General features: G+C 36.0%; 8 protein-coding genes. 1 reads left to right on the forward strand and 7 read right to left on the reverse strand.

Annotated features, from left to right (window positions below):
- Positions 1-281: 281 nt before the first annotated feature.
- A complete protein-coding gene (locus ACFS6I_RS23280; protein WP_132769150.1) occupies positions 282-1,631 on the forward strand; it encodes a peptidylprolyl isomerase in 1,350 nt (449 codons plus the stop codon).
- Positions 1,632-1,715: 84 nt separating this feature from the next.
- Here the strand turns inward: ACFS6I_RS23280 and ACFS6I_RS23285 are convergent, their stop codons facing one another.
- The 7 genes from ACFS6I_RS23285 to ACFS6I_RS23315 all read right to left on the reverse strand — a co-directional run bounded on the left by ACFS6I_RS23285 (position 1,716) and on the right by ACFS6I_RS23315 (position 15,728).
- Positions 1,716-2,600 carry a DUF4440 domain-containing protein gene (locus ACFS6I_RS23285; RefSeq protein ID WP_132841119.1) on the reverse strand — a complete coding sequence of 295 codons (885 nt, stop codon included), beginning with the start codon at positions 2,598-2,600 and terminating at the stop codon, positions 1,716-1,718.
- A gap of 32 nt (positions 2,601-2,632) precedes the next feature.
- Positions 2,633-4,099, reverse strand: coding sequence for a cysteine--tRNA ligase (gene cysS / locus ACFS6I_RS23290; RefSeq protein ID WP_132841117.1), 1,467 nt, complete (start codon positions 4,097-4,099; stop codon positions 2,633-2,635).
- Between the two features lie 19 nt (positions 4,100-4,118).
- Complete coding sequence (der, locus tag ACFS6I_RS23295; RefSeq protein ID WP_183917328.1) at positions 4,119-5,420, reverse strand: ribosome biogenesis GTPase Der; 1,302 nt, start codon at positions 5,418-5,420, stop codon at positions 4,119-4,121.
- 435 nt (positions 5,421-5,855) lie between these two features.
- Entirely contained in the window at positions 5,856-7,589 is a 1,734-nt protein-coding gene (locus ACFS6I_RS23300) for a RagB/SusD family nutrient uptake outer membrane protein (RefSeq protein ID WP_380924146.1), read from the reverse strand.
- Positions 7,590-7,609: 20 nt separating this feature from the next.
- On the reverse strand, positions 7,610-10,684 hold the full coding sequence (locus ACFS6I_RS23305) for a SusC/RagA family TonB-linked outer membrane protein (RefSeq protein ID WP_380924148.1): 3,075 nt from the start codon (positions 10,682-10,684) through the stop codon (positions 7,610-7,612).
- 290 nt (positions 10,685-10,974) lie between these two features.
- Positions 10,975-12,609: a RagB/SusD family nutrient uptake outer membrane protein gene (locus ACFS6I_RS23310; RefSeq protein ID WP_380924150.1), complete on the reverse strand. Its 1,635-nt coding sequence runs from the start codon at positions 12,607-12,609 to the stop codon at positions 10,975-10,977.
- A gap of 17 nt (positions 12,610-12,626) precedes the next feature.
- Positions 12,627-15,728 (reverse strand): SusC/RagA family TonB-linked outer membrane protein, encoded by a 3,102-nt coding sequence (locus ACFS6I_RS23315; RefSeq protein WP_380924152.1) that lies wholly within the window; start codon positions 15,726-15,728, stop codon positions 12,627-12,629.
- Positions 15,729-16,164: the final 436 nt, after the last annotated feature.

A 16,164-nucleotide genomic window follows, 5' to 3' on the forward strand; every position in this document is an offset into this window, starting at 1 on the left:
TTTTAGCCGTTCCAGAGCCGTTCAATATGTTATTATTCATAATAAGCATATAAACGGGATAAGACCTCGGAAATAATATTCAAATAAAATTAAGAATAATTAATATATTCTAATAATTTTGTGCAAGCTTTCAGAACTTTAAGTTTGAACAGTTATATTTTTAAAAAGCATTTAAATTACATTCCACGAATGAAACCATCATGGGCTTACAATAGCTTACAAACCGCGAGTAGTAACCAGCTCATGATAGCTTCATCACCATTAAAAGACATATTATTCTAATGAAAAAAAACTTATATACGTTGCTATTATTGGTATTTGTGACAGCACAAACAGTATTTGCTCAAAAACAAGTAATCGATCGAGTAGTTGCGACAGTAGGATCTGGTATTATTTTACAATCAGATGTTGATATGCAGTATGCACAATATCTTTCAGGGGGTAATAAACCAAATGCAGATTTCAAATGTGAAATGCTACAACAGTTGTTAACACAGAAATTACTTTCTCAACAGGCGGTAATTGACTCCATCGAAGTAGGCGAAACTGAAGTTGATGATAACCTAAACAGCCGACTACGCTATATGTCTCAACAAGCAGGTGGTCAAGAAAGATTAGAAAAATTCTTAAACAGATCTCTGTTGCAATACAAAGAAGATATGCGTCCTAGTATATATGAGCAATTGAAAGCAAATAAAATGCGTCAGAATATTGTTCAAAAAGTGGACGTTACACCTATTGAGGTAAAACGCTATTTTGAAGGACTGAATACCGATAGTCTACCTTATTTTAATACAGAAGTAGAAATTGGTGAAATTGTTATGTTCCCTAAACTAACTGTTGAAGAGAAAGCTGAGTTTAAAGCAAAAGCAGAGGGACTTCGAAAACAGGTTACAGATGGTTCTGATTTTGGTACAGTTGCACGTTTATATTCTGAAGATGGATCTGCTCCTTACGGTGGTGATTTAGGTTTTAATACACGTGATAACTGGGTTAAGGAATTTGCTGCAATGGCTTTTAAATTAAAAGCGGGTGATGTTTCTCCTGTTTTTGAAACAAAGTATGGCTTCCACTTTTTACAAGTATTAGAAAGACGTGGAGAAGAAGTGCATGTTAGACATATTTTGATTAAATTTAAACCAACAGCCGCTAGTATTGAGCGTACCCAAGCAAAGATGGATAGTATCTACAACTTAGTGACAACAGGGAAATTGGATTTTTATCATGCAGCAACAACTAACTCTGACAGTGAAGAATCTAAATTCAATGGAGGAATGGTCCTTAACCAAGAAGGAGAAAGCCGTTCAACATTAATACCTGTAGATAAATTAGAAGCTTCTGTATTTCAAGCTATAGATCCATTAAAACCTGGAGAATATTCTAAACCGGCACAATTTACAGATCGTACAGGTGAAATTGGTCTACGATTCAATTATCTAAAATCACGTATTGCTCCTCATAAAGCAAACTTAGATGAGGATTTTGTAAAAATCAAAGAAGCTGCACGTCAAGATAAAGTAAACCGCAAATTGAATACCTGGTTTGAATCTAAGAGAGAGAACACATATATCAATATTGCCGATGACTTTAAAGACTGTAATGAACTTAAAGTTTGGATCTCCAAAAAGTAAATAGATCTCTTACTAAGATAAAATAGAAAGGGCTTCAAAATTAATTTTGAAGCCCTTTCTATTTTATAAATAATGTACAGAATATTATCTTTCGAACATCATTTCAACAAGTATATTCCAATTTGCTTTAGATACATCGTCCTTCGCGAGTTCACTCAACTTCCAAATACGGATATAATTGTATTTAACAACCTTATCCTTAATATTAACAGTTGCAGTACCGAATGAATATGCATATTCACCGCTATATGCTCTACCTACTTTTTCAGGAGTAGTTAGAATATTAATACGGGATTTCTTTAAATATGCTAATATTTCTTTTTTACCTTCTATTGGTTGTATCCAAGGAAAAAGAAATCTTGCATCTTCATTCAAAAACTCTTTATAACCCGCCTGATTATCAGCCTTAAGAACCGTTGACAAAAGCTTATCGGTTTCAAAAACAATCTCTTTACGTTGATCTAAACGTACCTGAGAACGGTGCTTCAAATACCAAGCTTCACTAGGTTCATAAAACTCCAGTTCAGAATTTTCCTTATTGCCAAAATTTTCGACTTCAGCACGAATATCCACCAGCCATTTACCTTTTTTATTTCTTTTCCAAACCGTTAAGTACTGTCCAAAACGTTTTCTCGCTCCTACTTTCTGAAATTCCATCGGACCAGTAGTAACGCCAAATTCTTGACTTTTTGAAACCATCGCTAGCGCTGGTTCCCAAGTTAGTACATCGGGTATATTCGGCCTATTATTAAGATAATCTAAAGCATTGACCTCGGAAGGAACAAAAAATTTAGACTCTTTATCGACAATCGACAGAAAAGCCTGATGCGGAGTAGTTGTCTTAGAAATCAACGCAGCCTCTTTGTCGGCATTGATTAAACTACCTACTTTATCGGGAATCTGTGCATACACTTGTGCTGAAAAGGCACTCATGAAAACTATTGCCGACATTTTATTCCATATATTCATGTAATGTCTTTATTTTAATTGGACACTAACTATCAAATCTTATTCCAAAGCGTTCCATCTTTGCTATCTTTTAATTGAATACCGATAGCATTAAGTTCCTCACGAATACGATCGGATGTAGCAAAATCTTTATTTTGCTTAGCTCCGTCACGTAATTTGATCACAATAGCCATAATTTCATCTACATTATCATTGCTCGATAATTGATCATCTTGTAAGCCTAGAATATCAAAAACAAAATGTTGTACAAATGCTCTTAACTCTTCTAGATCAGCAGTGCTGATAGTGGCTTTTCCATCGTAAATAGAATTAATCGAACGAACGACTTCAAACAATTCTGCAATTAAGATAGGGCTATTGAAATCATCATCCATAGCAGCATAACATTTGGCACGTAAATCAGCTACATCAACAGCAGACTTACCTTTTGAAGGTTTCAGCTTATCCAATAGATTTACGGCTGTCATAAGACGTTTGAACCCTTTATCTGCAGCATCAAGTGCCTCATTTGAGAAATCCAATGTACTTCTATAATGCGCTTGTAACATAAAAAAACGAACAGCCATAGGTGAATATCCACGTTCCAACAAAGGATGATCACCGGTAAACAGCTGATGAGGTAAGAAGCCATTTCCTGAAGATTTAGACATACGTGCCCCATTTACCGTTAACATATTGGTATGCATCCAATATTTGGCAGGCGCAGTATGATTACATGCCTCAGACTGAGCTATTTCGTTTGTATGGTGTGTTGCGGCTAAATCCATACCTCCACCATGAATATCAAACTGATCGCCTAAATATTTACGGCTCATCGCCGAACATTCAATATGCCAACCTGGAAATCCCACACTCCAAGGTGAAGGCCAGCGCATAATATGTTCTGGCTTAGCTTTGATCCATAATGCAAAATCCAGACGGCCATGTTTTTCATCTTGGCCACCAAGCTCACGTGTATTATTCAACATATCTTCCAGCTTACGATTAGTCAAAATGGTATAATCGTAATCTTTCACATATTTCTCTACATCAAAATATACTGTTCCATCTACTTCATAAGCATAGCCATTAGCAATGATCTTTTGGACCATTTCAATCTGCTCAGAAATATGTCCTGTAGCGGTCGGTTCTATACTTGGAGGTAAAGTATTAAAAAGACGAAGCACATCGTGGAAACCAAGAGTATATTTTTGAACAATCTCCATCGGTTCCAATTGCTCCAATTTTGCTTTTTTAGCAAACTTATCATCACCTTCATCATTATCCCCTTCCAAATGGCCTGCATCGGTAATATTACGTACATAACGAACTTTAAATCCGAGATGTTTTAAATAACGAAATATCAAATCAAATGACACAAAAGTCCGACAATTTCCTAAGTGAACATCACTGTATACGGTAGGCCCACAAACATACATCCCTACTAAAGAGGGATGTAATGGTTGGAATTTTTCTTTCTTACGTGTTAACGTATTGTATAAATGAAGATTGTTTTCCATGTCTAGAAAATAGCTGTTTCTATTTTTGTCTAAAATATATTTGAATTGGAACACCTTCAAAATCGAAGTGCTCACGTAATTTATTTTCGATATAACGTTTGTACGGATCTTTTACATACTGTGGTAAGTTACAGAAGAATGCAAACATAGGCGTACGTCCTGGTAATTGCGTTACGTATTTTACCTTGATATATTTACCCTTTAAAGCTGGTGGAGGATAATTCTCAATCACCTGCAACATCACTTCGTTTAATTTTGAAGTAGGTATTTTTTTAGTTTTATTCTCATAAACTTTTGCGGCTACTTCTAACGCTTTAAAAATACGTTGTTTTTCAGTAACCGAAGTAAAGACAATAGGTATATCTGTAAAAGGAGCAATTTTTTCTTTGATTCGAGCTTCAAACTCTTTCATCGTTTTATTGTCTTTATCAATGGTATCCCATTTATTGACAATGATCACAATACCTTTTCTATTTTTTTCTGCCAAATGAAAGATATTGATATCTTGTGCTTCAATTCCATCATTTGCATCTAACATTAAAAGGACAACATCAGAATCCTCTAATGCTTTAATTGTACGCATCACAGAGTAAAACTCAATATCTTCGTTTACCTTAGATTTACGTCTCAAACCTGCTGTATCAATCAATAAGAATTCATGTCCGAATTGTTTATAATGAATACGAATCGAATCGCGTGTCGTACCTGCAACAGGTGTTACAATATTACGATCAACACCTAACAAAGCATTTGTTAAAGAAGATTTACCTACGTTCGGACGACCTACGATTGTATATTTCGGTAATGTGGTATCATCTTCCTCTTCGTCTTCAAAAGTTGAAACTACAGCATCTAATAATTCTCCTGTTCCAGATCCTGTAGCGGAAGAAACATTATAAATTTCACCTAAACCAAAAGCATAAAACTCTGCAGAGTCATGGTGTAATTTAGCGTGGTCAACTTTATTTGCAGCAACATATACCGGTTTAGAACTTCTTCTCAAAAGATCTGCGATCTCATCATCTAAATCCGTAATACCTGTTGTTACATCAACCATAAAAATGATCGCAGATGCTTCTTCTATTGCGATATGAACCTGGTCACGAATTGCTTCTTCAAAAACATCATCCGATCCATGTACAAACCCACCAGTATCAATTACTGTAAACTTTTTCCCAATCCATTCTGCCGTTTCATAGTGACGGTCGCGCGTCACTCCACTAAAGTCATCAACAATAGCTTTTCTACTCTCCGTCAGACGATTAAAAAGCGTGGATTTCCCAACATTTGGACGACCTACAATTGCAACAATATTTGCCATATTTTTACTATATATTATTCTCGTTACCTCACGGCAACTTATTTAAATACAATTTAACTCAGTGGGCAAAGTTACATAATATACCTGGTATTTTTGAAAATCAATCTAATCTTATCGTAAACAATAAGATTTTTGTTGTCATATTTTACAACTGAGCTAAAGACTATCAAACAAACTTGCTATCAGTCCGTAAAGTATTCTTTCCAACTGAAATCCAATTAAATTTATACAAGACTACCCCAAGGACCTCAAACAGAGATTCAATAAAAAAGTCCCAAATAGCTGGGGCTTTCTAAAAAACTAAAATATCGTTTATTCTAAGACATATAATCGTTTGCGCAAAAACGATAGCAATCATATTTATGAAACATAAAAAAATGGCTTTACAAAACTGTAAAGCCATTAATAATTTATTTTTGAAATTCTAATTTAACCCTACTGAGTTGGATTTTGCGTTAATACACCAGGGTAAGAATTAATAGCACTTTGTGGAATATAATATACTACACGAAAGTCAGTCGGAGCAATAACCTCTGACTGATTGTGCGGTCCCGGATATTGACGCGTCAAGGCTTCACCGTTACGAAATACATCATAGCTACGTTCTGCTTGAAATGCTAATTCCAATTCACGCTCTTTATCAATTAATTTACTTGCATTTGAAGCATTTAAAGATGAATAAGCACCATTCGTAATTGAGCGGGTTCTTATTTTATTTAAATCCGCTAAAGCTGCACTGTAATTACCTAGTTTTGCTTGTGCTTCTGCTCTATTGAGATAAACCTCTCCTAACCTGCTGATGACAGGTGAATGTAATTGCGAATTTTCACCTTCTTTAGAACATTTGGTGATGTAAAACTGAGGATATACACGGTTCAAGGAAATATAGTAATCCAGTACACCTTTGTAGTTTTTACCATCTTTATATATCAAGCTATAAGTTCCCTGACCTGCATCAATTACAGTTAATGCATATGATATTCTTTTCTCCTTCTCCGTTTTCGTTTCTGGGATTACTTCTACAGCATTGATTGCATTTCCAACTCGTTCAATAACAAATTGAGCATAGTTTAACGTACTCACTCCATCTTCTTTTACAAAACGAAACACTTCAGAATACTTACCTGTTTTTTCATCTTTTGCATAAGTAGGTTCTATAAAAGATGCTCGAGCATCAACGATGCGATAATTATCTGGACGCCAATCGTTACGACCGGTTTCATTCAATAAATCAATGTATTTAGCACTTGCATACATCTCACCCCAGCCCATACCTCCAATATTGGAATACATACCACCAATACCATAATAATGATCATCACCCGAAAATTCAGATGCTACTCTTTTAACTGCGAAAATAGTCTCGTTATTATTTTCTGGTGTGAACGTATTATATTTCATAAATCGCTCTCTTTCCAACAATGAATAAGATCCAGAGTTGATTACCTTATCCGCATACTCAACAGACAATCTTGCATATTCTGCATTAGGTGATTGATATGTACCACTCATATATAGATAAACACGGGATAACATCGCTTGAGCCGCTCCCTTAGAAGCATAAATATTACCTTTATTAATTGTCAACAAAGACTCCGCTTTCTTCAGATCGCTTATCGCTTGCGCATAAGTTTCTTTAACAGTTGAACGGTCTGGTAAATGTAAATTATCAAATACATCATCCGGTGTACCATTTACAATAGGCAAACCTAGATTCGTTTCTGGATTTTGATAATAAGGACGTCCATATGCACGAACCAAATAGAAATACATCATCCCGCGGATATAGTAACATTCTCCTAATTGATTGTCTTTTTCAGCACTTTCTCCCTCTTTTATAATTTTCATCACATTAGAAGTCTGCGCAATCGCTTTATAACCTGCATCCCAAAAACTAGACAAACGTCCGTTATTTGGCGTACGAGCATAAGAAATGAACTCATAAAATGCATCCGTCGAAGCACCCCTAATCATCATATTATCTCCAGCATATTCTCCTGCACGATGCATCGGGTCTGACCATGCTTTTAATTGTGCATAAGCACCATTGATCATCGCGTCCGGATTATTCGCAATAACATCCGAATCCATTAAGTTATGGGGTAACCTATCTATATTACATGACGTAATGCTAGCAGCTGCTAATAATACAAATAATATCTTTTTCATAAAATTTTTTCCTCTTTTAACTAAAATGTCACATTAAGACCAAACATAAATTTACGTGTAGCAGGATAAATAGCAGGTCCTGCAGAACCCAATATAGCACCTGAATCATTCACAGACATTTCAGGATCTACACCTGAGTAATTTGTAATGGTAAACAAGTTCTCCCCCGTAAAGAACAGACGAACATTTTTCAATTTATACTGTTCCAATTTCAAATTATATCCTAAGGTTAAAGAACGCAACCTTAAAAAATCACCATCTTCTAAATAACGAGTTGAAGTAGAATTTCCTTTATCGTTATTATTGTATTTCGCAATAGGATGTGTTGCTATATCTCCCGGTTTTTCCCAACGGTTCCAGCCATCTTGCAATTTCATTTGATTTCTATCTGTATATGTTCCATCCGAATCGTATTCTTGACGAGAATAGTTATAGATTTTTCCACCAATTGAATAGCCAAACGAAGCATTTAAATCAAATTGCTTATAAGTTATTCCAGTATTGAATCCTCCAAATAGATCTGGAGATGCTTTTCCTGCTTTCTGTAATGTTGCTGCAGAATAATTAGAGGTCTTTACTTGAGTTTGATTACCATCTTGATCGGTTTCAACTTTATACCATTCGGGAGCACCTGTCTCTACATTCACTCCAGCCCATATCGGCATATAATAGGTATCAACAGGTAAACCAGGTTCTAAAACACGACTAGCAGAACCAGCGATGCCTAAACCATCACCAATGATAAGTGGTCTAACAACGTCATTTCCACTAGCATCCTTACTCTTAATCAATTGTGTCAGTTTATTTTTATTGTGACCAATATTGATATCCAGACTCCACGTAAAGTCATTTTTTCGAATGATATCTCCACCTAAAGTAAGCTCAATACCTCTATTTTGCATCTTACCGATATTCTTATACACAGAAGTAACTCCAGTTAATCCACTAATTGGCACATTGTATAAGATATTATCGGTTTTTTTATCATAGTAGTCAAAACTTACACGAGCACGATTACTGAACATCGATGCATCAAATCCTGCCCCTGTAGTAAACGTACGCTCCCACGTCAGATTCTTGTTTCCAATCCGATAAATCAAAGCGCCCGAAGTCTCATTATATCCGGATGATGATGATACAGAATATAAGCTATATTGTGGATATAACTCACTAGGGCGGTTACCGACAGAGCCATAAGAAGCACGAACTTTTAAATTATCAACCCATGAGGCATTGAACCAATTCTCGCGATTGATATTCCATCCTCCACTCACAGAGAAGAAATTTCCGTATTTCGCATTGTCACCAAAGTTAGAAGCGCCATCACGACGGAAAGACAATTGTCCTAAATATTTACCATCGTAAGCATAGTTTGCATTAGACAAGAAAGATTGAACAGCCCATTCATTGATCGCTCCTTTAGTTCTTTCTGGTCGAGAAACAACATCAAGCACTTCAAATCCTGGAATAAATCCAGTTCCATATACATCTAATGTCTTAGACCAATAATCATTGAATTCATATGCTGCTAATGCGTTCACAGCATGCTTGCCCCAAGATTTATTGAATTTTAATATTTGGCTGGTGTAACGACGTGCATATTCCGAACGATAATCGGTTAAACGTCCTTTTACACTTTCTCCACCATTAGAGCGTGGATCAGTATAACCAGCAGCACTATACGTGTTATAGCGGTAGTTATTAACAGACGAAAATGTTAGCCAATTCGTGAACTTGATATCAAAGTCCATATTACCACTGAATTCATAATTTGTGTTGGCACTATGATCCCATTGTAAATCGTAAAGGTAGTTTGTACTCGCACTATTTACCCAGCTACTTGAACGGTGACCAACCAAGTTACCATTAGCATCATATGGACTGTCCCAAGGGAAATTTGAATACATAGCAGTTGTAGAATACTGTCTATCTTCCACTCCACGACGTGCCCCCACCAATGTTGGTTTAACAGTCAACCATGTGGTAGGCTTATAAACCGTATTCATACGGAAGTTATAACGATCGTATTCATAACCTTTTACAGCACCCACTTCATTATAATAACCTAATGACAAGTAAGACTGCAACTTTTCCGTACCACTTTGAATCGAAACATTATGATTTTGCGTAAATCCTTGCTGAGTAGCTACTTTCCACCAGTCAAAATTGCTATCTCTTAAATCTGCATTCCAACGTGGAAATTTGATTGCACTTTGGTTAGCAAAAGAAGCATAGTAATCATACAATTCTGCACCGTTCATCATTTTCATATTACCATTGGTAAGCTGATTGAATCCCATTTTTGTAGAAAAACTGATTGAAGTGCCGCTTGCAGATGGGTTCTTAGTCGTTACGACAACTACACCATTTGCGCCTTGAGAACCATAAATAGCAGTGGAAGCTGCGTCTTTCAAAATTGTTAATGTTGCGATATCATCTGGATTTAAATCTCCAGCACTAGATCCAAGAATTACACCATCTACGACCCAGAGCGGACTAGTTGTACCACTTAAAGTAGCTTGACCACGAATCACGACTCCTCCTTTTGCACCTGGTTGACCCGATCCGGGGGCAACATAAACACCAGCAGCTTTTCCATTTAACATATTCTCCACATTCGGAGAAGTTGTACCTCTCAATTGATCACCCTTTACAACTTGTAGCGCTCCTGTTAGACTCTCTTTCTTTTGAGTGCCATAACCCACAACTACAACTTCTTCAAGTGCTTGATTGGACTCTTGTAACTGCACATTTAAAAATGCACCTTCCACCAGTTTTTCAGTTTTGTTAAATCCAATGGCTGAAAAAATCAAAGTTTGACCAACTTCAACTTGAAGAGAATAGCGTCCATTAGCATCAGTTGAAGTCGCAAGAGTAGGTTTTTCTTTCACAGAAATAGTCACTCCGCTTAATGGGCCCGTACTTGATGTAACAGTACCAGAAACTTTCTGTTGCATACTATTACTTGTTACGCTAATCAAATTACCATAATCATTTGCCATCACCATATTTGGAGCTACAAGAGCAAACATTAAGGCAGATGTAATCGGGTAAAATTTAGTCGTAAAAAAAGGTTTTGTAAATCTTTTATTCATAAACTTAATTTCAAGATAATCAGTATATTAGTTAATTATCATAATTTATACAGTGCAAAATAGCGTAAAGATTACTTAATATAAATTTAATATGTAACGAAATCGATTGCATAAATTCACGCAAACGATTGTTATGAAAACTAAAATATAGTTATCTCAGAAACTACCCGATCATAGCGTTTATACAAACTTCTTCATAATGAAATATCTGTCCTTATATTGTATCACAATAAACAATAAAAGCAGGTATCTATAGAGATACCTGCTTTTATTAATCGGGTTAAAATAAATTAATAACCTGTGTTCTGTTTCAAAACTCCATAAGATAAATCAATTTGGCTTTGCGGAACAGGCATTAGATATAATCTATCATTCCAAACTCGCTCTTGAGCTAGCCCATTTTTTACATCGTAAATATTTTTCATGACATCAGGAGCGGTTTTCCAACGACGAATATCATAATAGCGCACGCCTTCTAACACCAATTCAACAGCTCTCTCATTACGAATTAATTCCCTTAACTTACCTTGACTTCCATATGCTCCGCGATCGACTTTAGGCAAACCTGCACGAACACGAAGTTGGTCCAAAGCATCAAAAACTGTTGCATCTGGTCCAGATTTTTCATTTTGAGCTTCTGCGTAGTTAAGTAAAACTTCAGCATAACGAATTAGAATAACATTAGCATAAGAATCAATCTGATCTCTATTAGATGTTGGATCTACCAATTTTCTGAAATTATATCCTGTTATTGACATATTAGATTTACCACTGCTCCAAGTAAACTTATATCCTCCTTCTTTTGTTAAAGCATTCCAAGGCGCCGTCTCAAATAATATAGAGGCATAAAAACGTGGATCACGATTTTTAAACTCCTTCACAAAATCAGTCTTATCCGCTTTTGCATAATTAGCGGCTCTTACTTCAGCACTCACAGGCTTGATGGATTCTCCCGTCTTAAAATTAACATAAAGATCAACTAAATTCTGTGTTGGTGTTAAAGAACTCCAGCCGCCAACAGCACCTTCTCCTAGTAAGGTATTATTCAATTGAGATTGAGCGACACGAATATATTGTCTATCCAAAATCACTTCACTGTTACCTTCATTTTCGACATGAAAGATACCTTCATAACTTCTAAGCCCTAATCGAAACTTTTTCTCATCATCAGCATTTTCAAAATCAACAAATTGCGTATAATTATCTTTTTTATTTAATTCTGATTCAGCACCAGCGTGAAACAATGCATACCCTAAGCCCATTACTTCCTTGGCTGTACGTGCTGCCTGCTCCCAATTATTCTCCATCAAATATAATCGTGATTGTAAAGCTAAAGCAGCACCTTTCGTAATCCTTCCCTTTTCAGAAGAGTATGATGCAGGCAATTTTGCTGAAACTTCTTGTAATTCCTTAAACAAGAAATCAAGTACTTCCTTCTTCGCAACGCGAGGAACATTAGATTCTTCCTTAGTCAAGACCTTAGTCACCAAAGGAATGTCGCCAAATTTCTCTACCATAGGGATATATAGATAAGCACGAATAAAACGAACTTCAGCTTTATAACGCTCTTTAAGCGTTTCATCCATGACAGCTTTATCTACATTTTCTAAAAAATAATTACATGTTCGGATTGGAATATAACTCCAACCTGCATCGATATCTGCACCTAGTGAACCTGATGATATTGCTGTTGAAGCACTCTCCCATGGGTATTGAGCATGAACCAAATCTGAAGCTCCATCATCATACATACCATCAGATAGTTTTCCATAAATAGCGTTAACCGCTAATTTCACATCATTTTCGGTGCGCCAAAATTCTTCCTCAGGAACCTTATTAACAGGCGTACGGTCTAAAAAATCTTTTGAGCAGGCTCCAAATAACAGTGTAGTTGCTAATAAGGGATATAATATATGTCTTTTCATTGCTTTTCTATTAAAAATTAAAATTTAGCGGTTAAACCAACAGAAATTGTTTTCACACCCGGATAACTTGCTCTTCCCGAACCAGTTTCCGGATCAAAATCACCAAGACGTTTATCCGCCATAATAGTAAATGGATTATTAGATGAAGCAAAGAAGCGTAATTGCGACATCTTAATATTACTCAACATTTCTTTAGGAAATGTATATCCGACCGTAATCGCACGAATTCTGAAATAGTTACCACTAAACAACCAGAAATCTGATGTTTTATAATTTTGAGGTGCATCGCCTGTCAGTGTGATTCGCGGAAATGGAGCATCCGCTACATTATTTTCCTCGGACCAGCCGTTTGCCCAGCTCTTCTTAATGTTAGCGCCATTGAAGAAAGGAAAGGAAGCCTCATTATCCAAATAAGTTTTAACTCCACCAACTCCATAAGTCAACACATCAATATCGAAATTTTTATAGGCAGCTCTGAAATTAAACCCATAATTGAACCAAGGAACATCATTACCTAAGATTGTACGATCCTCTGCATCAATTTTATGATCACCATTGATATCTACATATCGGATATCTCCTAATTTTGGTGTACCGCCCATTGCTTCATAATTGACATTCTTAAGCTCTTCCGCATTGGTAAACAATCCATCAGATTTATAACCATAATAGTCACCAACTGACCCGCCTATACGATTGATGTAGTAACCGTCGGTGATTTCATTTACATCACCTAAAGAAAGTATGGTATTTTTAATCTTCGAGATATTTCCCGATACCGAATATGTAAATTCATCACCTACTTTACCATTGTAAGTCAATGCAATCTCAATTCCTTTATTTTGCGTAGTCCCTTGATTATAATATGGTGTGTGATCTTTATCAAATCCCGATGTAGACAAAGTTGCGGGCCTTAATAGTACATCCTCCGATTTTTTAACAAAATAATCAGCTACTAAATTAAACTTACCCCCTAAAAAAGTAGCATCCAATCCAATATTCGACATCGTAACTTTTTCCCAGAGCGCAAGTCTATTAGCTCCATATTGCTGCTCTAATCCATCAACTGCTAATCCATCAAAGCTGTAAGCAGAATAACGATCCAAAAGGTTATAATAATTACCTATCGCAACTGCATCTTGATTGCCCAATGTCCCATAAGATCCTCTTAACTTTAATAAATCAATCCACTCCACATCCTGCATAAAAGATTCCTTATTGATATTCCAGCCGGCAGAGAAAGATGGGAAAATTGCTCTACGAACTTCCGGAGCAAATCGAGAGGAGTAATCCATTCTCATGTTTGCTTCAAAGAGATACTTATCTTGGTACGAATAATTAAATCGGCCGAAAAAAGAGCGCAATGCCCACTCATCTTGAGTTGTGCGGTTAGCAAGACCTTTATCATCTTTACTAATTTCGCCTGAACTACCGTTAATAATCGTTGATGCATCGTTGTTAACAAAATTTTGTCTACCTAAAAATGCTTCCCTGTATACATTTGACTCCTCAGAAGCACCAACAGTCGCTTTCGCATAATGATCTCCAAATCGACGCTCATAATTAATTGTTCCTTGCAACATCAACTCCTGACGTTTACCCCAAAATTCCTTTAGCTCATTGATTGCATTTACAGTAGAGGCCATGGGTTGTTTCGTAATGAAATTTATAACAGGATCTGTACGATTTATAAAATCAAAAGAATTTGTATTGGTATATTTCAAAGATATAGCCCCATCAATTGATAAACCTTTAAGCGGAGTTAAAGATGCGTTGGCAGCCATTTGTAAATAATTATCTCTATTATTACCCCTTCCACCTTCAGTAATGGCGCGCAATTGATTGTTTTTTGCAATTGTCGCGTTAGCAGCTCCATTTGAGATTGACCCCCAAGAACCATCTGATTGACGTATTGAGGTAAAAGGCAGCGCTCTACCCATCTCAACCCAGCTTATAGCACTACCATTACGATCATAATCTTGCTTTAAAAAAGAAACATTTGTGTTAAATGTTAACAAATCCTTGATAACGGTCGTATTGGTATTCAATTTCATATTAATACGATCCTGTTTTCGTCCTGGTACTAAAGATTCTTGATCAAAATAGTTTAAGCCAAGATAGTAGTTTGTAATTTTTCCAGGAGCATTTACATTCAATCCAAAATCACGCTGAGGAGCGGAACCTCTCAAGACCTCTTTATACCAATCATTATTAGGATAATAATCAGGATCGGTTTGATTTTTAAATTTATCGATCACATCTTGCTTAAATGTAGGTGCTTTTCCCGCATTTACCATAGCCCTATTATGCAGTTCGGCATAACCTACAGCATCAGCATATTCTGGTAAATAAGTTGCACTTTGAAACCCGTAATTTGCATTAAAACCGACGACAGCTCGGTCACCGCCACCACGCTTAGTCGTTACTAAAATAACACCATTAGCTGCTCGAGAGCCATATAGTGATGCTGAAGCAGCATCTTTCAAAACGGACATACTATTGATATCATTTGGACTCAATGCCGAAAATTCTGCACTAGTTGCTGGAATTCCATCAATAATAAACATCGGGGAAGGTGAACCTAAATTAGTTCTACCACGTACAGTTATTCCTCCACTATTACTTGACGCGCCCGTACTTGAAGATTTCCCTACCTCACCTGGTCTACTCAAGACTGTCACACCTGGTGATATACCTTGCAAAGCATTCTGTAATGAAGTTACAGGTCTATCTGCCAATTGCTTAGGGGTAATTGTTGCTACAGAACCTGTTAAATTTGCTTTCTTTTGGGTACCAAAAGCTACGATAACAACTTCATCTAATGCTGTATTCGAAGATATTAATGAAATATTCAGATTTCCACCGGTATAAACTACCTCCTTGGGCTCGTATCCCACAATATTAAAAACAAGTATTTTACCTGTTTCTGCATTTAATTCAAATCCTCCCGCAGCATTAGTTGCCGTAGCATTACTTGTACCTTTCTCAGTAATAGTTACACCCGACAACTGATTTCCCTTATCATCTGTAACATTACCCTTAACTTTAATTTTTTGTGCAAAAGTTGCACTCATAACTAAAGACAAAGCACAAGAAAGTATGGTAGCTCTTCTTTTCATAGGTTAATTTAATAATTGTAAATAATGATTTTATATTGTATTTAAGTCAGTTGTTTACTATTTGTAAACACAATATTAAATCTATATTATCGAAAAAAAAAGAGCAAAAATCGAACAATCGATTGCATATATTGCCTAGACAACTTTATTAAAAAAATAATAAGTACTACATATAAATTGATTGATAATCAGTAAAACACTAATTATCAAACTCTTTAGATTGAAAATTATATTCAAATAAAGAAAAAGGAATCCCATTCATTAAAAAAAAATCTTTGTAACAATTAGAGGATTAAATGATAGGTATTGGGAAGGAGGTGGAAAAAATAAAAGACTAAAATAAACCCTTTAGCTTTTAACTAAAGGGTTACCAAGTAGCGGGAATCAGACTCGAACTGATGACCTTCGGGTTATGAGCCCGACGAGCTACCAACTG

It is taken from the genome of Sphingobacterium anhuiense, assembly GCF_042686355.1.
GTDB classification, from domain to species: Bacteria; Bacteroidota; Bacteroidia; order Sphingobacteriales; family Sphingobacteriaceae; genus Sphingobacterium; species Sphingobacterium anhuiense.

Bases quoted from the DNA above. Each gene is read 5' to 3' on its own strand.
- ACFS6I_RS23280 (WP_132769150.1), top strand. From the start codon at position 282: ATGAAAAAAAACTTATATACGTTGCTATTATTGGTATTTGTGACAGCA.
- ACFS6I_RS23285 (WP_132841119.1), bottom strand. From the start codon at position 2,600: ATGAATATATGGAATAAAATGTCGGCAATAGTTTTCATGAGTGCCTTT.
- cysS (WP_132841117.1), bottom strand. From the start codon at position 4,099: ATGGAAAACAATCTTCATTTATACAATACGTTAACACGTAAGAAAGAA.
- der (WP_183917328.1), bottom strand. From the start codon at position 5,420: ATGGCAAATATTGTTGCAATTGTAGGTCGTCCAAATGTTGGGAAATCC.
- ACFS6I_RS23300 (WP_380924146.1), bottom strand. From the start codon at position 7,589: ATGAAAAAGATATTATTTGTATTATTAGCAGCTGCTAGCATTACGTCA.
- ACFS6I_RS23305 (WP_380924148.1), bottom strand. From the start codon at position 10,684: ATGAATAAAAGATTTACAAAACCTTTTTTTACGACTAAATTTTACCCG.
- ACFS6I_RS23310 (WP_380924150.1), bottom strand. From the start codon at position 12,609: ATGAAAAGACATATATTATATCCCTTATTAGCAACTACACTGTTATTT.
- ACFS6I_RS23315 (WP_380924152.1), bottom strand. From the start codon at position 15,728: ATGAAAAGAAGAGCTACCATACTTTCTTGTGCTTTGTCTTTAGTTATG.